At 61.0% G+C, this 18,906-nt stretch carries 14 protein-coding genes; 7 read left to right on the forward strand and 7 right to left on the reverse strand.

Annotation, left to right across the window (positions count from 1 at the left end; genetic code table 11):
- The first annotated feature begins 4 nt into the window (after positions 1-4).
- Together araD1 and WYH_RS10770 are read left to right on the forward strand one after the other, a co-directional pair.
- Complete coding sequence (araD1, locus tag WYH_RS10765) at positions 5-997, forward strand: AraD1 family protein (RefSeq protein ID WP_053833541.1); 993 nt, start codon at positions 5-7, stop codon at positions 995-997.
- Positions 994-1,926 carry a Gfo/Idh/MocA family protein gene (locus WYH_RS10770; protein ID WP_046903839.1) on the forward strand — a complete coding sequence of 311 codons (933 nt, stop codon included), beginning with the start codon at positions 994-996 and terminating at the stop codon, positions 1,924-1,926. The genes araD1 and WYH_RS10770 overlap by 4 nt, the downstream gene beginning before the upstream one ends.
- 22 nt (positions 1,927-1,948) lie before the next feature.
- Here the strand turns inward: WYH_RS10770 and WYH_RS10775 are convergent, their stop codons facing one another.
- From WYH_RS10775 to WYH_RS10790, 4 genes are all read right to left on the reverse strand, one after another.
- Positions 1,949-3,103: an aldose epimerase family protein gene (locus WYH_RS10775; protein ID WP_156320128.1), complete on the reverse strand. Its 1,155-nt coding sequence runs from the start codon at positions 3,101-3,103 to the stop codon at positions 1,949-1,951.
- Between the two features lie 104 nt (positions 3,104-3,207).
- Positions 3,208-4,530, reverse strand: a complete 1,323-nt coding sequence (gene xylA, locus WYH_RS10780) for a xylose isomerase (RefSeq protein WP_046903841.1) — start codon at positions 4,528-4,530, stop codon at positions 3,208-3,210.
- Complete coding sequence (gene xylB / locus WYH_RS10785; protein ID WP_046903842.1) at positions 4,530-5,981, reverse strand: xylulokinase; 1,452 nt, start codon at positions 5,979-5,981, stop codon at positions 4,530-4,532. Before xylB ends, xylA begins: the two co-directional genes overlap by 1 nt.
- On the reverse strand, positions 5,981-7,090 hold the full coding sequence (locus WYH_RS10790) for a glycoside hydrolase family 43 protein (protein WP_413226728.1): 1,110 nt from the start codon (positions 7,088-7,090) through the stop codon (positions 5,981-5,983). The genes xylB and WYH_RS10790 overlap by 1 nt, the downstream gene beginning before the upstream one ends.
- 301 nt (positions 7,091-7,391) lie before the next feature.
- Here WYH_RS10790 and WYH_RS10795 point away from each other — a divergent pair, with 301 nt between their 5' ends.
- The 3 genes from WYH_RS10795 to WYH_RS10800 are packed head-to-tail and all read left to right on the forward strand — an operon-like array spanning position 7,392 to position 11,316.
- Complete coding sequence (locus WYH_RS10795) at positions 7,392-8,963, forward strand: alpha-N-arabinofuranosidase (RefSeq protein WP_046903844.1); 1,572 nt, start codon at positions 7,392-7,394, stop codon at positions 8,961-8,963.
- A gap of 41 nt (positions 8,964-9,004) precedes the next feature.
- Complete coding sequence (locus tag WYH_RS17150; RefSeq protein ID WP_235979325.1) at positions 9,005-9,628, forward strand: glycoside hydrolase family 95 protein; 624 nt, start codon at positions 9,005-9,007, stop codon at positions 9,626-9,628.
- Positions 9,559-11,316, forward strand: a complete 1,758-nt coding sequence (locus WYH_RS10800) for a glycosyl hydrolase family 95 catalytic domain-containing protein (RefSeq protein ID WP_235979322.1) — start codon at positions 9,559-9,561, stop codon at positions 11,314-11,316. The genes WYH_RS17150 and WYH_RS10800 overlap by 70 nt, the downstream gene beginning before the upstream one ends.
- A gap of 36 nt (positions 11,317-11,352) precedes the next feature.
- Here WYH_RS10800 and WYH_RS10805 read toward each other — a convergent pair whose 3' ends face one another.
- From WYH_RS10805 to WYH_RS10815, 3 genes are all read right to left on the reverse strand, one after another.
- Positions 11,353-12,156 carry a FadR/GntR family transcriptional regulator gene (locus WYH_RS10805; protein WP_046903845.1) on the reverse strand — a complete coding sequence of 268 codons (804 nt, stop codon included), beginning with the start codon at positions 12,154-12,156 and terminating at the stop codon, positions 11,353-11,355.
- 88 nt (positions 12,157-12,244) lie between these two features.
- Positions 12,245-13,783, reverse strand: coding sequence for a tryptophan halogenase family protein (locus tag WYH_RS10810; protein WP_046903846.1), 1,539 nt, complete (start codon positions 13,781-13,783; stop codon positions 12,245-12,247).
- Positions 13,784-13,848: 65 nt separating this feature from the next.
- On the reverse strand, positions 13,849-16,692 hold the full coding sequence (locus WYH_RS10815; protein WP_235979319.1) for a TonB-dependent receptor: 2,844 nt from the start codon (positions 16,690-16,692) through the stop codon (positions 13,849-13,851).
- Between the two features lie 322 nt (positions 16,693-17,014).
- Here WYH_RS10815 and WYH_RS10820 point away from each other — a divergent pair, with 322 nt between their 5' ends.
- Positions 17,015-17,698: a SapC family protein gene (locus WYH_RS10820; protein WP_046903847.1), complete on the forward strand. Its 684-nt coding sequence runs from the start codon at positions 17,015-17,017 to the stop codon at positions 17,696-17,698.
- Positions 17,695-18,702 carry a cupin-like domain-containing protein gene (locus tag WYH_RS10825; protein ID WP_046903848.1) on the forward strand — a complete coding sequence of 336 codons (1,008 nt, stop codon included), beginning with the start codon at positions 17,695-17,697 and terminating at the stop codon, positions 18,700-18,702. Before WYH_RS10820 ends, WYH_RS10825 begins: the two co-directional genes overlap by 4 nt.
- Positions 18,703-18,906: the final 204 nt, after the last annotated feature.

Raw genomic sequence — 18,906 nt, forward strand, 5'->3', positions numbered from 1 at the left:
TGCCATGAAATTGCTTTGCCGCCGTCTGCCCGACGGATCGAGCCAGGTCCTGGCCAGTGACGCGGGCGACTATCGGGTCGTGCCCGGATTCACCGATATCCGAACGCTCGCCCAGCAGGCGATTCGGGCGAATTGTTCAATCCAGGATATCGTCGGGGCGGGCGAATTGGGGGATGTTGTCGATGCCCGGGACGAATTGCGAAAGGGAAACCTGCTTCCGCCAATATCCCATCCCGATCCGGCGCATCTCTGGCTCACCGGGACGGGGCTGACCCATCTCGGAAGCGCCGAGGGCCGCGACAGGATGCACAAGGCCGCAGCGGCGGGAGAGCGGCTGACCGATTCCATGCGCATATTCCTGGAAGGAATGGAGGGCGGCAAGCCAGAGAGCGGTTGCATCGGCCAGCAGCCCGAATGGTTCTACAAGGGTGACGGGGCCCATCTGGTCGCCCCCGAAGCGCCGCTGGAACGCCCCGCCTACGCTCAGGACGGGGGGGAAGAGCCTGAAATCGCCGGAATTTACCTGATCGGAGAGGACGGGACGCCCTATCGGCTGGGTTTCTGCCTTGCCAATGAATATTCCGATCACGTGACGGAGAAGCACAATTACCTCTGGCTGGCCCATTCCAAGTTGCGGCAGGCCTCGCTTGGGCCGGAATTATTGCTGGGCGATCTGCCCACGAATATCCGCGGCACCTGCCGCATATGCCGGGCGGAGGAAGTCCTGTGGGAAAAACCCTTCCTGACGGGAGAGGACAATATGTCCCATTCGATTGCCAATCTCGAACATCATCATTTCAAATATCCCCTGTTCCGCCGTCCGGGGGACATTCACGTGCACTTCTTCGGCACGTCCACCGCCAGCTTCGCGGATGGCATCGAGACGCAGGACGGCGATATATTCGAGATAGAGGCCGCGCCCTTCACTCTCCCGCTGCGCAACAGGCTCCGCTGGAGCGAAGATGAGGAAAAGCCGTGCAAGGTCGCGGTTCTTTGAGCGCCCGGCCGATCCTGATCGCGATCATCGGTTTCGGCAAGATCGCGCATGACCAGCATGTTCCCGCGATCCGCGACAACGCTTCATTTCAGCTGGTGGCGACAGTGGACCCGGGCGAAGCATGTCTTCCCGATGTGCCGCATTTTCCCACTATCGAGGATTTGCTGGGCAGCGATTGCGAAGTCGATGCGATTGCCATCTGCACACCGCCACAGATCCGCCAGCGCATAGCGCAGACAGCAATCATGGCGGGCAAGCATGTGCTTCTGGAAAAGCCCCCATGCGCCACTCTGGCGGAGATCGCCGCGCTGGAACAATCGGCGCAGGACCATGCGATCTCCCTCTTCACCGCCTGGCATTCGCGCTTTGCCGCAGGCGTGGCCCCGGCAAAAGCATGGCTGGCGGACAAGCAGATCCGCTCGGTTAAGATCGACTGGCGGGAAGATGTCAGGGTGTGGCATCCGGGCCAGACATGGATCTGGGACGCTGGCGGCTTTGGCGTGTTCGATCCGGGCATCAATGCCCTGTCCATCGCAACGGAGATACTCCCGCGGCCGCTCTTGCTCCGCCGCGGAGCGCTTCAGTTTCCCGCCAATTGCGATGCGCCGGTTTCAGGACAGATCGAACTGGAAGACAGCGGCGGCATGCCCGTCGCCCTCAATCTCGATTTTCTGCAGACCGGCCCCCAGACCTGGGACATTGCCGTGGAAACGGATGGCGGGACACTTATCCTTCAGCAAGGCGGGGCTGTGATGCACACGCCCGAAGGCACACATCATGGCGAGGATTGCGAATATCCGGCGATATACCGGCATTTTGCCGATGCGATCAGGCAGGGTAGGTGCGATGTGGACATCGCACCCCTGAGGCTGGTGGCCGACGCCTTCCTCCGCTGCCGGTTTGAACGCGTCGAACCCTTTTACGAATAGGCAGGCCGCCCTTTCGCGCAGGCTACGGACGCTCTGCCATGCCTTCGGGCATGGTATAGACGCGATAGATCATTGCATGGCGATAGGGCTTCCCCGGCTCCACGCGCGCGCTGCCGAATGCCGGCTGGTTCGGCGTATCGGGGAATTTCTGAGGTTCCAGCGCAATGCCGTCTCCCATTCGATAGACCGTGCCGCCCTTCCCGGTCACAGTCCCGTCGAGGAAATTGCCGCTGTAGAATTGCACGCCCGGTTCCGTGGAAAGCACGTCCAGCACGCGCCCTGATCCGGAATGGGCCAGCCGCGCCACCAGCTCCGGCATCGCCGTCATCCCCTTGTCCAGAACCCAGTTGTGATCATATCCGCGGCCCTTGACGATTTGTTCGTTCGCCCCCTCGCGCAGCCCCTGCGCAATCAATCGCGGCTCGCGAAAGTCGAACACTGTTCCGGACACAGGCTCCAGATCGCCGGTGGGTATCAATGCATCGTCCACCGGCGTGTAACGGCTCGCCGGGATCATCAGCCAGTGCTGCATGGCATCTTCACCCGATCCCTGCCCGGCCAGGTTGAACAGCGCATGATTGGTCATGTTGACGACGGTTGGCGCATCGCTGGACGCTTCGAAAAGGATGCCCAGATCGCCGTGATCGTCCAGCGTATAGGTGACGGTCACGTCCAGAGAGCCGGGATAACCCTGATCGCCATCGGCGCTGGACAAGCCAAGGACCAGTTTGGCCACCGGGCCCTCCTCCACCGAAATAATGCGCCACAGCCGCTTGTCGAAACCTTCCGCGCCGCCATGAAGGGAGTTGGCACCGTCATTCTGCGCCAGCTGGTAGCGTTTCCCGTCGAGCGTGAACTGACCACCGGCGATCCGGTTGGCATAGCGCCCCACGGTGACGCCGAAATAGTTGGGATGGGTCTGGTATTTCGCCGCCTCATCATATCCCAGGGTAATATCCGACGGTTCGCCATCCCGGTCGGGCGCGGTCAGCGATTGCAGCGTGGCACCATATGTCAGGATGCGCGCCGAAACGCCGTTCGCATTTGAAAGGGTGACGGCTTCCACCGTCCGTCCATCTGCAAGTGCGCCGGCAGTTTCGCGCTGCGCATCCGCGGCAAGCGCGGGGTTCGCGAAAAGGCTTGTGGCGGCAGCCAGCCCCAAAATGATCGCTTTCATCATTTTCTCCCATTCAGGCCTGCCTTTGCGCGGCGGCCGCCTTGTTCTTGCGGGCCGCATCATGTGCGGCCCGATTTATCTTCCATCCGGCCCGGCAATCGCGCCTAGACGAAACGATTGACGAGATTTTCCAGCCTTTCCTGCCTGCCGGAACGGTGCCTGGGGTTCAGATTGCGGGCAATCGCCAGGTCGGCAATGTCGGCCAGGCTGGTTCCATCGGTATGGATTTTGCGCCCCAGCTCCCCATCCCATCCGGCATATCGCTGGGCGCGAAAATCATCGATCCGGCCATCTTCGATGATGCGTTCCGCATTCAGCAGTGCTTTGGCCAGAACATCCACGCCGCCCACATGGCCGTGGAACAAATCTTCCGCATCCACGGACTGGCGGCGCACCTTGGCGTCGAAGTTGAACCCGCCAGTGGTGAACCCGCCCGCCCGGATGATCTCGATCATCGCTAGGGTCATTTCCTCCACCGAATTGGGAAACTGGTCCGTATCCCAGCCATTCTGGTGATCGCCGCGATTGGCATCGATAGAGCCGAAAATGCCCAGCGCATTGGCCGTCGCGATTTCATGTTCGAACGTGTGCCCCGACAAGGTGGCATGGTTCGCTTCGATATTCACACGCACTTCGTCTTCAAGGCCATAGCGCTTGAGGAAGCCGTAAACCGTTGCGGTATCGAAATCATACTGGTGCTTGGTCGGTTCGTGCGGCTTCGGCTCGATCAGGATCGCGCCCTGAAACCCGATCCTGTGCTTGTGATCGACCACCAGATTCAGGAACCGTCCGAAATTATCGAGCTCCCGCCCGAGGTCGGTGTTCAGCAGCGTTTCGTAACCCTCGCGGCCACCCCACAGCACGTAATTGCTGCCGCCAAGACGATGCGTCGCATCCAGCGCAGACCGGACCTGCAATGCCGCCCAGGCATAAACTTCGGGATCGGGGCTGGTGGCGGCACCGGCAGCATAACGCGGATCGGAAAACAGGTTCGCCGTGCCCCACAACAGCTTGCGCCCGGTGATCTGCTGGAGATCTTCGAGATGATCCACCGCCGTGCCGAACCTGGTCTGGTATTCGGACACGGTGGCGGCGGGCTCCATCACGTCGACATCGTGGAAGCAATAGAACGGCAGGTCGAGCTTGCGCACGAATTCAAGAGCCGTGCGGCGCTTCATCGCGGCAGCCTCCGCGCCGTTTTCTTCCGTCTGCCAGGGCCGGTCGAATGTGCCTGCCCCGAACACGTCGGAACCGGGCCAGCAGAAGGTGTGCCACATGCACACGGAAAAGCGCAGATGCTCTTCCATCGTCTTGCCCATCACGACGCGATCCTTGTCGTAATAACGATAGGCAAGCTCGTTTTCGCCATCCTCGCCCTCGAACGAAATGACAGGAAATTCAGCGAAATAATCGGTTTCGGCGGACATCAGTGACCTCTCTTGGGAGTGATACGTGGATAGGCTTCGCGAAAAGCCGATTTGCGATGGGCCAGCCGCTCGATCAGCGACGGATCGGGCTGGATGCGGTGCGATACCGGGGGGCGGGCGCAGACATGGGCGGGGTTTCCGCCGTCCACCCCCAATTGCGCGAGGCGCGCCGCGCCAAGGGCTGGCCCCACCTCGCCGCCCTTGAGATAGACAAGCGGGACTTCGAATGCGGCCGACAGGATGCTTCCCCAATATCGGGACCGCGCGCCGCCTCCGATAACGCTCAGTTCGGCGACCCGGGTGCCGGCATCGCGCAGCGCGTCGAGACCATCGGCAAGGGCAAAGGCGACTCCTTCCAGCACCACCTGCGCCAGCCTGCCGGGATCGGTATCGTGATCGAGCCCGAGGAATGCCCCGCGAACCCTGGCATCATTGTGCGGCGTCCGCTCGCCCGAGAGATAAGGGAGGAACAGTTCGTTCCCGCTGCCCGGCCCGACCTCCTCCGCCCTGGCGAACAGTTCGGCCGCACCCGAAGCGCCGGTGAGGCGGGCGACCCAGTCCACGCAGGATGCCGCCGAAAGATGGACGCTCATCTGGTGCCACATGCCCGGCAGGCAGTGACAGAAGGAATGAACTGCACGGTCGGGGTTGGGCCGGAATTCGTCCGTTGCCACGAAGATCACGCCCGAAGTGCCGAGGGAAAGCAACGCGTCGCCGTCCCTGACGACTCCCACGCCCACGGCCCCTGCGGCATTGTCTCCGCCGCCGGCCACCACGGGCACGCGCGGCATTCCCCAAAGCTCTGCGATTTCTGCACGCAGCGATCCGGTCTGCTCGCTGCCTTCATGCAATCGGGGCATGGCCCGCAGGCCCAGTCCGGTCGCAGCCAGTACCTCCTCGCTCCAGCTTCTCGAAGCCACATCGACCCACAGAGTGCCCGCCGCATCCGACAGGTCCGTCGCCTTGTCGCCCGTCATGCACAGCCGCACATAATCCTTGGGCAGAAGGACTGTTTCGATCCTGCCGAAGACATCCGGTTCATTCTTGCGCACCCACAGGAGTTTCGGCGCGGTGAAGCCCGGCATTGCGATATTGCCGGTGATACGCCGCAGTTCCGGCACCCGCGCTTCCAGTTCCTCGCACTCGGCATCCGAACGGCCATCATTCCATAATATGGCCGGGCGCAGGGGGCGATCATCGGCACCCAGCAATGTCGCACCGTGCATCTGGCCGGCGATGCCGATCCCGCGCACCGCGCGGCGCAATGCCGGGTCCAAGGCCTGCACGGCAGCGGTTGTGGCGCGCCACCACGCCTCCGGATCCTGTTCGGACCAAGAGGGCTGCGGCCTCTGGACGCTGAGCGCCGCGGTGCCCTGTCCGGCCACCGCACCGCTTTCGTCCAGGGCCACGGCCTTGACCCCCGATGTCCCTATATCGATGCCGAGGAACATCAGGGCAGGAAGGGATCGATGGTCGGGATCGTGCCGTCTTCGTTGAACTTCAGTTCCGTCACCTTGACGTTGCGCAGGTGGTTCTGGTTGCTCAACTGCGTGTCGTGGTAGAAAAGCCACCACTTGCCGTCCCATTCGACAATCGAATGATGCGACGTCCATCCCTGCACAGGTTCGAGGATGTGCCCCTTGTAGGTGAAGGGGCCATAGGGCGTGTCCCCGATGGCATAGTTCACATAATGCGTATCGCCGGTGGAATAGGTGAAGTAGTATTTCCCGCCGCGCTTGAAGACCCAGGCAGCTTCGAAGAAGCGGCGATCGTGATCGCCGCCCAGTATGGGATTGCCATCCTCGTCCACGATCACGGCATCGCGCACCGGTTCGGCAAAGGTCTTCATGTCGGCATTCATGCGCACGACCTTGGCCGGAATGGCCGGCTGATCATCCTGCATCAGGTCCGTATCCGACCCGTTCGGATCGTAGACACCGTCTTTCCAGCGCTGCAACTGGCCGCCCCAGATTCCGCCGAAATACATGTAGCTGGTGCCGTCATCATCCGTGAATACGGCGGGATCCATGGAGAAGCTGCCGGGAATATAATCCGGTTCCGGGACGAAGGGGCCCATCGGGTTCTTCGATGTGGCCACGCCAATGCGGAAAGCGCCCAGGCCGTTCTTGTCCTCTGTCTTGTCGCGCGCGGGGAAGTAGAGATAATAGGTGCCGTCCTTGTAGGCGGCATCGGGCGCCCACATCTGCTGCGACGCCCAGGGCACATCCTCCACATCCAGCGCGACCGGCCCGATGGTGACGGGGCCGCCGATCTTGCCCATGCGGAGGACGCGGTAATCGCGCATCGCGTATTGATTGCCCAGATCGTCATCCGCGATCCCGGCGTCGATATCGTGGCTGGCATAGATATAGATCTTGCCGTCAAACACATGCGCCGAAGGATCGGCAGTGTAGATTTCGCTTACCAGCGGCTGAGCGAGATATTGGCGGCCATCGGGCGACAAGGCGCCGCTGACCGCTTCGGATGCGGGATCCACTTCCCCCTGATCCTGACAGCCGGCAAGCGCCAGGCCGAGTGCTGCGGCCGAAACCAAACCCATTCGCATCCTGTTTCTCCTCTTATCGGGCTTCTCGTGAGCCCTGCCCGTTTGATAGCGCTACCAATCGCATTCGTCGACCTCTCTTGAGGATGCGTGAAGAACATTCCCTCTACCTCCCCACGCCCGCATCGTGCAGCAATGCCCGGCAGCCCAAGCGCCTTGACGATCGGGACAATGCCTCTACTACTCCTACAAATGCAAGGGCCCAATTCGGCCGGCACCGTCACGAAAAATCGGGCGGCCAACATACGAGGGGATTGTCTTGACCGGTTTCAACTTGTCGTTCGTGCCGCCTGCGCGGATGTTCGGATCAACTCCGATCCGCGGCCTTGCGCTGGCTGTGGCCGCAATTGCCGCGCCTGTTTCCGCTCAGGATAAGGCGGAAGGACCGGCCGCCACAGTCACTATCAGGGCGGACGAACCGGGCCCGCAGGTCCATCCCGATGTGTTCGGCCAGTTCATGGAACATCTGGGCACCGGGATTTATGGCGGCGTCTGGGTCGGGGAAGACTCGCCGATCCCGAATGACAGCGGCTATCGCAGTGACGTGCTGCAGGCGCTGCGGGATATAAAGGTCCCGATGGTGCGCTGGCCGGGCGGCTGCTTCGCCGATGAATATCACTGGCGTGACGGGATCGGCGCCCCCGAAAACCGGCCGGTGAAGATCAACACCAATTGGGGCGGGGTCAACGAAGACAACAGCTTCGGCACCCATGAATTCATGGGATTTGCCGAACGGCTGGGCGCGCGCACTTATGTGTCAGCCAATATCGGCAGCGGCACGCCCGCCGAAACGTCCCAATGGGTCGAATATATGACGGCGCCCGCCGATACGACTGTGCTGGCCAAGGAACGCGAAGAAAACGGGCGCCGCGAACCGTGGACCGTCGATTACCTCGGCATCGGTAATGAATTATGGGGCTGCGGCGGCAATATGCGGGCCGAATATGCGGCGGATGTCACCAATCGTTTCATCACCTTTGCCAAGCCCGGCACGGGCGAAATGCTGAAGATCGCCAGCGGCCCCTCGGACGCCAATTATGACTGGACCGAGGCCATGATGAAGATCTCCGGCCCGCATATCGATGGGCTTGCCCTTCATTTCTACACCCGGCCGCGGGACGAGAAATGGGAGGACAAGGGGCCGGCACTCGGCTTTCCGGAAAGCGAATGGGCATCCACGCTCGACCATACGCAGCAAATGGATGAATATATCACGCGCCATTCCGCGATCATGGATCGATATGATCCGGAAAAGCGCGTGATGCTGGCAGTGGATGAATGGGGCACCTGGTATGATGCCGCGCCCGGAACCAATCCCGGCTTCCTGCAGCAACAGAACAGCCTGCGGGACGCCATGGTGGCCGCGCTCAACATCAATATTTTCACCAAACATGCCGAGCGGGTGAAGATGGCAGCCATCGCGCAGATGGTGAACGTGCTGCAGGCCATGCTGCTGACCGACGGCCCGCGCATGGTGAAGACGCCCACCTACCACGTGTTCGATCTCTACCAGCCATGGCAGGGGGCAGACAGTCTGCCGGTCGAACTCGATTCGCCCGTCTATCGCATGGATGACATATCCATCCCGGCGGTCAGCGTTTCTGCCGTGCGCGGCGCGGATGGCGCATTCCATGTCGCGCTGGTCAATGTCGATCCGAACGCGGCGCATCCGGTTGGCCTTCGCCTGGAAGGCGTCGATGCCGCCCGGGTTACCGGGCGGATCCTGACCGCAAGCCAGATGGATGCGCATAACACCTTCGACAATCCCGGCACGGTCGCACCAGAACCTTTCGGTGGGGCGAAGATTTCGGGAGGGGCTATTTCCGTCACCCTGCCGCCCAAGTCGATCGTGGTCCTGCAACTCCGCTGAGCAGGGGCATGTGACCTTTCCGGATCACTCGGCGTTCGCTCATGGCAAATACCGCGGTGCTGGCGGCGACCGCGGGATTATCTACGCCGAGGATTGCGGGAGGGCCTGCCCGCCATGCCTCGCGTCTATGGTACCGGCAGCCGGCGCGCGAATGGATCGAAGCGCTGCCAATCGGCAATGGGCGCATGGGCGCCATGATATTTGGCGGCATCGGGCATGAACGGCTGCAACTGAACGAGGACACGCTGTGGACGGGCGGGCCATATGATCCCGTTTCTCCGGAAGCCAGGGAGGCGCTGCCCGAGGTCCGCCGCCTGGTCGAACAAGGGCAATATGCCGAAGCCGAAGCGCTGGCCGATGCGAAGCTGATCGGCAGGCCGCGCACGCAAATGGCCTATCAGTCATTTGGCGAATTGCGGCTGATCTTTCCGGGCCCGGACGGCGAAGCGCAGGCCTATGAGCGTGAACTGGATCTGGATTCGGCGATTGCCACGGTTCGCTACACCAGGAACGGCATCGAATATCGGCGGGAAATCCTTGCCTCCACAGCCGACGACATCCTGGCGATAAGACTGTCGGCGCGGCCCCGTTCGGCGTGGATGTGGAACTGGCCAGCCAGCAGGCCGAAGCCCATGTCACGGCAGATGGGCCGTTCCTCAATCTGACCGGGCGAAACACCGCCCGCGCCGGTATAGAAGGCGCCCTGCGCCTCGCCGGGCGGGTTCTGGTCGAAAGCGACGGCGCGGTTGCACCAGCAGGCACCCGGCTGCGTGTCGCGGACGCACGGAACATCACCATTCTGCTGGCCATGGCGACGAGTTATCGCGGGTTTGGCAATACCGATGGCGATCCCGTGGCACTTGCCGAGGCGGCAGTGCGCCGCGCGGCGCGGAAAGGTTATGACAAGCTACGCGAAGATGCGATCGCCGCCCACCGCGAACTGTTCCGCAGGGTATCGCTCGATCTCGGGCAGACTCCGGCGGCCGGATTGCCCACTGACGAGCGAATCGCGGCTGACGACCTGCGCGCCGACCCGGCGCTGGCAAAGCTGTATTTCGATTATGGCCGCTACCTGCTGATCACCTCGTCACGGCCCGGTTCCCAGCCTGCAAATCTGCAGGGCATCTGGAACGCCGAAAACGAACCGCCGTGGCAATCCAAATACACGGTCAACATCAATACCCAGATGAATTACTGGCCCGCCGAAACCACTGCCTTGCCGGAATGCACCGAACCGCTGATCCGCATGGTTCGCGAACTGGCCATCACCGGAGAAAGCACGGCGCGCAGCATGTATGGCGCGCGCGGCTGGGTCTGCCATCACAATACCGATCTATGGCGCGCCACTGCCCCGATAGATGGGGCGCAATGGGGGATGTGGCCCACGGGCGGAGCATGGCTGTGCACGCATTTGTGGGACCATTATGATTACAGCCGCGACCGGGATTATCTTGCGGGCATATATTCGGTCATGCGCGGCGCGGCGCTGTTCTTTATCGACACGCTGCAGACCGATCCGGAAACCGGATATCTCGTCACCAACCCGTCAATCTCGCCGGAAAACCGCCACCCCGAAGGCGCCGCCATCTGTGCCGGGCCATCCATGGACCAGCAAATATTGCGGGACTTGCTGGAACAGACGGCGAAAGCAGCGGAAATCCTGCAGATCGACGCCGGTTTTGCGGCAGAATTGCGGGATGTGCGAAGTCGCCTTGCGCCTGACAGGATCGGCAGTCAGGGGCAATTGCAGGAATGGCGCCAGGACTGGGATGGCAATGCCCTCGAACCCGACCATCGCCATGTTTCCCACCTTTATGGCCTGTTTCCATCCTCGCAGATCAATCCCGACACCACTCCGGCGCTCGCCATGGCGGCACGCCGTTCGCTGGAGCTGCGCGGCGATGAATCCACCGGATGGGCCACGGCATGGCGGATCAATCTGCGCGCGCGATTACGTGAAGGCGATCGCGCCCATGATGTTCTGGGCTTCCTGCTTGGCCCCGGCCGGACCTATCCCAACATGTTCGATGCGCATCCTCCATTCCAGATCGATGGCAATTTCGGCGGAACACGCGCCATTGCAGAAATGCTGATGCAGAGCCGGGAGGATCAGATCCTCTTCCTGCCTGCTCTGCCTTCCTCTTGGCGAAATGGCTCCGTCACCGGGCTACGGGCCCGTGGCGGCTGCCGGGTCGATCTTCATTGGCGGGACGGCCTGATCGCACAGGCCGTTCTGAATGCCGATGCGGAGGGAAGGTGGCAGGTGGGCCGCCCCGCTCGCCTGCTGGAAGTCTCCCTGGCCAAAGGGCAATCATTCCGGTTCAGCGAAGCGGATTTGCCGGCAGCCCGTTAGCTGCGCCGCCCCGGACGCAGCGGATTAGAATTACGTTCAATCGGCGTCGATCGCTTCCGCATCGGTGGCGGGTTCGCCACGCGCCAGCGCCACATTCGTATCTTCCAGCGCAAGTTCCACGAGAACCCGCATCGCATCGGCGGCTTCATCGGGATCGCCTTCGGCAATCGCATCGAGAACCCTTGCATGATCGGGGATCGGATCGCGCGGCAATTGGCGCCTGCGCTGTTTGAAATGTGTCGTCAGGGACACTGCGGCGCCAATCGATGCGCTGATCGCGATCAGGGCATCATTTTTCGTGGCACGCAGCAGAGCATCGTGAAAATCCCGGTCGGCCGCGCGGCCTTCCGCAGTGGTGAGCGAATTGCGGCGCATCGACGTCAACGCATCGCGCATCTGTTTCAGATCCGCCTGGCTTCGGCGCTGCGCGGCGAAGGCCGCCGCCGCCGGTTCGATCACCAACCGCAATTCGAAGAGGCTTTTTACAAGGCGCGCATCCGGAGTGCCAGCAAAGGCCCAGGACAGCACTTCCGGATCAAGCAGATTCCATCTTTCACGCGGGAGGACCTTCGTCCCGGTCTTCGGGCGGCTTTCGACCAGCCCCTTTGCGGCGAGCACCTGCATTGCCTCGCGATAGGCACCGCGCGACACCTCCAGCTCTTCGGCTGCCACCACCTCTCCCGGCAGGATGTCTCCCGGCGCATATTCGCCGGTCAGGATGGCCGTGCCCAGCTTGTTGGCAACAGCACCCCGAAGCCGCCTGCCGGGGCCGCGCACACGGGCAGATCGCCGTGCCGGCTTGGTGGGGCTGCTATCGTCTTGCCGTTCATCATCGCTCATGGGGCGGGTGAACGCCAATGCCGGGGACAAGTCAACCGGCGGGCTTCGCGCAAGCGCGCCCCCAGAATCAATCTGAGGTCCAGGATTCCTACACCGGCATCATTGCGTGTTCGGTGATCTTGTCGAGAAGATCGCGGTGCGGTGGAAGCCCATCCATCAATCGCGCCGTATGGGCCCGGTTTTCGCGCAGTGCGCGCTGCGCCAGTTCCCGTTCGGCATCATGGGCGCCACGCGGCAACGCCGTGCGATAGCCCATGCCATAGAGCACATATTGATAGCTGGCGGCCGGAAAGACCTCTTCCGCACGGTCGAATTCGTCATGCAGCCACGGCGCCTGATATTTCCAGAGCTCCATCAGGCCGCGGAGCCTGTCCGGGATCGTTTCCGGCCGCGTATTGTCCCGCCAGAAGTCGGTATCCGTCCGCTTCGTGAGGGAATAATGCAATTTCAGGAAATCGATAATCCGGCCCCAGCGATATGCCGTCGTGTCATTATATCGACGGGCGATGACATCCATCACCGCCCGGTTGGGGGGAAGCTGTTCGGCTATCATCTTGGCTGACAATTCTATCAGCACGATTGCCGATGCTTCCAGCGGTTCGAGGAAACCGGCGGACAGACCGACTGCGACCACGTTTCCTTTCCAGAAGGTTTCGCGGTGGCCCGACCGGATCGGGATGCGGCGCACTGTAAGATCATCTGCGGCCGGACCGATATAGGCGCGCAATTCGCGCTCGGCTTCATCCGCATCGATATGCGCGCTGGAAAAGACATGGCCCACACCCCGGCGCGTAGGCAGGCCGATATCCCAGATCCAGCCCGCCGATTGGGCGGTGGAAATGGTGTGGCTTGCCACCGGATCGGCCGGATCCTGATACGGAACCTGCACCGCAAGCGCCGTGTCGCAGAAGAGGACATCGCTGCATTCGCGGAAGGGCACCTGCATCGCGCCGCCGATCAACAGCGCCCTGAAACCCGTGCAATCGACGAAAAGATCGCCGGAAATGGAAGGCCCCTGTTCGGTTTTCAGCCTTGTCACATCTCCGTTCGGGCCTGTCTCGATCTCCGTCACATCGGCAAGGACGTGCCGCACGCCCAGCTTTTCACAGCAATGGCGCCGGAGAAAGTCGGAGAATTTTCCGGCATCGAGATGATATGCGTAATTCGCCACACTCTCAAATTCGGGCGTGGCGATGGTCTTCGGCGCCAGGCCCCGATCGCACAGCCTGCCTTGCGGGGTAACCGCGTCACAGAAACTGTCTTCGCCATCTTCAAGCCAGTGCGGCACCAGATTCAGGCGTGCGAAGCCCTGGGGAAGCATGAGCGGATGATAATATCCCTCATCCGCTTCGCCCGTAGTCCATCGGTTGAACCGCGCGCCCTGCTTGAAGGCGGCATCGCATTCGCGGAAAAATTCGGTTTCCGACACGCCCATCTTGCGCAGCGTGGTTCGCAGTGTCGGCCAGGTGCCCTCCCCCACGCCGATGGTCGGGACATTGGGGGATTCGACCAGGGTCACGGAAAAGCCATGCGGCCTGCGGCCCTGATGTCTGGACGCGATCACGCCGGCAGTCAGCCAACCGGCGGTTCCGCCCCCGACAATTACGATGTTCTCGACTTTGTCCATCCGGTCATATGGTCCGGAAAATTGGCGGGGCGCAATTGATATGCGCCCCGCACCAGGAGGGAGACTTAATAGCGATACCTGACGCCCAGCGTGTAACGCCGACCGTAATCGAACACGTCGAGCAGCTGGTTGGAATAACGCCCATGCGTGCTCTGCTGGTTGCCGTTGACGTTCAGCACCTCACCGAAAACGCTGAAGTTCTCGTTGATGTCGTAACTGCTGCTGATGTCGATCTGGAAACTCTCGTCCACGAAGGTCGGCTCCGCACCGAACGCACCCGTGTTCTGGTTCTGCCCGAACTGCAGCAGATATTCGTCACGCCAGTTAAGCGCGGCCCGGATCTGGAAGCCGTTCTTGTCATAGAAGCCAACGAAATTGGCCGAATTCGCCAGGCCAGTGACGGCGAACCCCGTCTGCGAGATGTCCTGTTCGTCATAGGGACGGTTGGTTTCCACGAATGTGGCATTGGCCTGGAAGCCGAAGCCGGTATCGCCGAAGACATGCTGCAGGGCCAGTTCGACGCCCCGCACCGTTGCATCGGGACCATTCACTTGCTGCGTCACCGCGAAGACCGCCGGCTGGCCCGTGGTCGGATCGATCACGCCGTTAATGGTCTGGTTGGTAACACCGCCAACGATGAAGTTGGACACGTTCTTGAGGAAGGCATTGACCGAAAGATAGGAGTTGGGCTGATAATACCATTCCGCCGCCAGATCGAAATTGTCGGCGATATAGGGTTTCAGGCTCGGATTGCCGCCCGCAGCGCTCAGCGCGCCGATGCGTTGCCCCGTTGGCACATTGAGCTGCGGATACAGCAGGTTGAGCGTGGGCCGGGTGATAGTGCGCGACGCGCTGAAGCGGACCTGGAATTCAGGCGTGATTTCCAGCCGTGTATCCAGGCTCGGCAACAGGTAATTATAGCTGGACGTCGCCGTCAGAGGCTGCGGAGCCGACAGAACCACGGTCAGCAATGTGGGATCGGCCGTGCTGGTCAGGATTTCCAGCGGGACCGTGCCGTTGCCGTTGGCGGTAATGCTGGAATGCTCGTTGCGAAGTCCGGCATTGAAGAAGAACGGCATGCCCGCAATTTCCGAATTGAAACTGGTGCGCAGGAACAGCGACCAGGTCTTTTCGGTAATATCCCGGATGCTGCCGCCATCCAGCGCCTGGTCGAATGTCCCGGTGAAGTTGGAACCGCAGCATCCGTAATTATATCCGGGAATGTTCTGCGCCTGCGGATCGCCCAGGCTGGACAGATAATCCTGATAGGCAACCGGGCTGAACACGAAAAGCGAAGGCGGCAAGGCACCGTCGAAGCCGGGAATGAAATTGTCGAGGCTTATGCTTCCTTCGTAAAGGGAGGCTGGAAGCGGCGCTATGCCCGTGGTGCGACCGGACGGGTCGCCGTAACCGGCATATGCCTGCCAGAAATTGTTCACGAAGGTGGAATAGTTCGCGAAGTCGAACCGGTCTTCGTAATACTGACCACCGAACTGGACCTTCAGATCGTCCTGTTCCCACTGGCCCGATGCGCGAACCTGCCATAGCTCGTCCGTATTACGCTGGGTCTGGTTCACGGTGACATGCGAACCGATCAGGGCAGTATTCGCCCAGTCCGCAGCCACTCCGGCAGGGCCGAAATTGGCCATTGACGGGAAAGCGCCGCTGCTGTCGCCGTTGACGATGAATTGCAGGTTCGTACCTAGGGCACCGCCATAGCCGACATCGGCATTCAGGCTGCCGACCACGTCACCGGGGTTGAGCTTGCTCTTCGCATAGGCACCATCCACCTCGAAGCTCAGATTGTCGCTTGCTTCGAACTGGATGTTGAGGCCGGTCTGGTTGGTTTCGAGGATCTGCTTGTTCAGTGCGGAAGTGAAGTCGGTGGGTGATCCGGCCTGGGTGAAGTTCACCGCGGTTCCGTTCTCATCCAGTTCGACATTGCGCAGATCCGTCTGGTTGAACCACACGCCGAATGCGTAATTTTCGGAGGTCACGTTCTGGCGCGAATAATTATTGTCCAGCGTGATCATGGTGCCGTAGCTGGGCTGCCACTGCAGCGCCAGGCGGGCGTCGATACGTTCGTCATTAACGCGCTGCTGTTCTGCACCATATTGCTGCGGGAACCAGCCGGGGATCGTGCGCTGGTCGGAAGCGGGCACCGCCGGATCGGTTGTCGCGCCGGTCGGGGCGCAACTTGTCGCTGCGCTGCCGGTCAGCTGGCACGGGGCGAAATTGCCGCCCGGCCAGCCGCTGACATAGACGCGGTTACTGTCGGTATCGCGGCGCGTGTAGATGAAATCGGCCAGCACACCGAAAGTATCGTTCCAGGTATTGCTGATCAGGATGCCGCCCGTCGGCACGATATCCCCGGAACGATCCTGGATGGAACCGGACGCGGTTACCGCCGCCCGGAAGCCGGGATTGTCAAAAGGTTTCGGGAACTGGATGTTGACCGTGGCGCCGATCGAATCGGATGAAAGCGAAACGTCCGGAGTCTTGAGGACGCTCAGCTGGCCGATGAAATCCACGCCGACAGTGCTGAAATCGATCTGCCGCCCGCCCGTTGCGGTGGAGATGCGGCGGCCGTCGTAAAGCGTCGTATTGAAGTCACCCCCGAAACCGCGAACGGTGATGCCCGTGGCCTCACCCCGCGCGCCGTTTCGCTGGATCGAAACGCCCGGCAACCTCTGCAAAGAAGCGGCCACGTTCGAATCCGGGAACTTGCCGATGTCTTCGGACGAAATGACGTCGATCACCCCGGCCGCATTGCGCTTTTCGTCGAGATTGCGCTGCAACGAACCGCGCAGGCCCGTTACGATGATCTGGTTTTCCTGGACATTGGTACCGGAAACAGAAGACCGTACCTCTTCTTCTTCCTCTGCCTCCTGAGCAAAAGCGGGCGTCATGCACGCCAGGGCAATTGCGCCTGTCGCGCAGCCCCGAAGGAGAATGTTACCGCTACCAATTTTGCAGAAACGAAAAACTGAATCCGTCGGTTTCATTTTCAGGTTATCCCCTCATCGTCGCTCTACGGCGTTTCGAATTTTTAAGCCTTGCCGCCTTGCCAGAGGCGGATGAACAGCTCGGCTCCCACGTTTATGTAGCGCTATCCATATTCTACTCCTACAAAAATGCAAACTTTTGTCAGAGTTATTTTTGATGCTAGGCGCATTTTCAGTCCGCCAGCAAGAGCGATCCGGCAGAAATGAGCGGCAGGAGAGAACAAAAATGGCAGATCTGACATATCTCGATTCCCGCAGCCATTCGGATCTCAGGCTGGACTTGGCCAATGCCGCAAACCGGCATTTCGTTCAGGTCGTTGCCGAAGAAATGCCGGTCGCCGCCAATGAATACCCGATCTTTTTCACCAAGAACCCTCAGACCGGGTCATTTTATGCAGGCGTAGTCATGGGGCTGGAAGCCGGCACCAATCTTTATGCCGCGAATGGCGAGCTGCCCGGTTATCGCCCGGCCGATCTGGTGAGACAGGGCTTCTTCCTGTCGGACGGCCAGATCGCGATAGATCCGGAAAGTCCGGCCTTCATTCCGGACGGCAAGCCCATTTTCGACGAAAGGGGCGAAGCAACCCCGGTCCTGCAGGCCGTGCAGCGGGCAATGCACATGCTGGAAAAGGGGCTGCCTGAAACAGACGCGATTCTCGCCCGATTCGTGGAACACCGGCTGCTGGAGCCGATCGATATTTCACTCGATTTCGATGATGGTTCGCGGCTCCGGCTGGATGGTCTTTATTCGACCAGCCTCGATGCCTTGCATTCCCTGCCCGATGCAGTGGCGCTCGAACTGTTCCGGAATGGCGATCTGCAAATTGCCTATATCCAGGCCGCTTCGATCAATCATATCCGGAGATTGGCGAAGATCCGCAATGACCGGCTTCTTGCCGCAACCTCATGACGCGGGAAATCGCGCAGGCTCACCCGCATCAGTTCGCGAATGAAGCCGCTTTCCGCAAGGAAATCATGGAGCCTTGCAAGCCGGTGCTATTGAAAGGCGCGGCGCGCGATTGGCCGCTTTTGCAACGGGGCGGACCGTCCATCCGCGACCAGCTGCGCCAATTCGACGCCGGGCGGGAGGCCGAGATATTCATCGGCCGCCCTGAAATCTCCCGGCGATATTACTACGATGAAGATTTCGCCGGCTTCAATTTCGAGCGGGAAAGCGTCACCTTTGCCGAAGGGCTGGACCGGATCCTGGCAAGCGCTGGGCAGGCTGGCGCGGATACACTCTACATGGGCTCACTACCCTCGGAACGATATTTGCCGGGCGTGGAAGAACTGACCCGCCTGCCGTTTCTGCCCTCATCGCTGCGCCCGCGCTTCTGGATTGGCCATGCGTCCAGCGTGGCCTGCCATTATGATACGCAGGACAATGTTGCCTGTGTCGCATTGGGGCGCCGACGGTTCACGCTTTTTCCACCTGAAGCGATTGGCGATCTCTATGTCGGCCCGATAGATTTCACCATGGCCGGCCAACCCGTCGGGCTGGCAGTGGACAGTGAACCCGGCGATCCCCGATTCGCACGGTTCGAGGCGATTCGGGACATGGCGCATATCGCCGAACTCGAAGCGGGCGATGCGATCTACATACCCAAATTATGGTGGCACAAGGTTGAAGCGCTCGATCCGCTCAACGTGCTGGTGAATTTCTGGTGGGACGGTTTTTCCGCCGGGCCGGACCAGCCCTTTGCCGCCATGATGCTGGCGCTCATCACGATAGCGGAAAGGCCTGCCGCGGAGCGCGCGGCCTGGCGCGCCTGGTTCGATCACTATGTTTTTCGGCCCGATAGCCATCCCCTCTCCTTCCTCCCCCCTGAAAAGCACGGAATTCTGGGTCCGCTCGAAGAAGGAAATTACCAGCGCATCCGCATGATGGTGATGCGGATGCTGAGAGGCGGCTGACACGGGACTTCGCAGAAAATTCTACCCCGACAAATAAGGCGCACAAATCCACCCGCCTCAAAAAAAAGCAGCATTTACCTCCCGCCTTTCCGCCTCTTTTCTAACAACTTCCCTCTTGCCACTTTTTTATTTGTAGGATTAATTGGTCGTCATCCTGGATCGCTGGCTCTTTTGATCGCGCGGTCTGAACTCAAAAAGAACAAG

It is taken from the genome of Croceibacterium atlanticum, from assembly GCF_001008165.2.
GTDB lineage: Bacteria > Pseudomonadota > Alphaproteobacteria > Sphingomonadales > Sphingomonadaceae > Croceibacterium_C > Croceibacterium_C atlanticum.

What these genes read in the sequence shown, in the direction of transcription:
- araD1 (WP_053833541.1), top strand. Translation starts at nt 5, where the DNA reads ATGAAATTGCTTTGCCGCCGTCTGCCCGACGGATCGAGCCAGGTCCTG.
- WYH_RS10775 (WP_156320128.1), bottom strand. Translation starts at nt 3,103, where the DNA reads ATGAAAGCGATCATTTTGGGGCTGGCTGCCGCCACAAGCCTTTTCGCG.
- xylA (WP_046903841.1), bottom strand. Translation starts at nt 4,530, where the DNA reads ATGTCCGCCGAAACCGATTATTTCGCTGAATTTCCTGTCATTTCGTTC.
- xylB (WP_046903842.1), bottom strand. Translation starts at nt 5,981, where the DNA reads ATGTTCCTCGGCATCGATATAGGGACATCGGGGGTCAAGGCCGTGGCC.
- WYH_RS10790 (WP_413226728.1), bottom strand. Translation starts at nt 7,090, where the DNA reads ATGGGTTTGGTTTCGGCCGCAGCACTCGGCCTGGCGCTTGCCGGCTGT.
- WYH_RS10795 (WP_046903844.1), top strand. Translation starts at nt 7,392, where the DNA reads ATGTTCGGATCAACTCCGATCCGCGGCCTTGCGCTGGCTGTGGCCGCA.
- WYH_RS17150 (WP_235979325.1), top strand. Translation starts at nt 9,005, where the DNA reads ATGGCAAATACCGCGGTGCTGGCGGCGACCGCGGGATTATCTACGCCG.
- WYH_RS10805 (WP_046903845.1), bottom strand. Translation starts at nt 12,156, where the DNA reads ATGAGCGATGATGAACGGCAAGACGATAGCAGCCCCACCAAGCCGGCA.
- WYH_RS10810 (WP_046903846.1), bottom strand. Translation starts at nt 13,783, where the DNA reads ATGGACAAAGTCGAGAACATCGTAATTGTCGGGGGCGGAACCGCCGGT.
- WYH_RS10815 (WP_235979319.1), bottom strand. Translation starts at nt 16,692, where the DNA reads ATGACGCCCGCTTTTGCTCAGGAGGCAGAGGAAGAAGAAGAGGTACGG.
- WYH_RS10820 (WP_046903847.1), top strand. Translation starts at nt 17,015, where the DNA reads ATGGCAGATCTGACATATCTCGATTCCCGCAGCCATTCGGATCTCAGG.
- WYH_RS10825 (WP_046903848.1), top strand. Translation starts at nt 17,695, where the DNA reads ATGACGCGGGAAATCGCGCAGGCTCACCCGCATCAGTTCGCGAATGAA.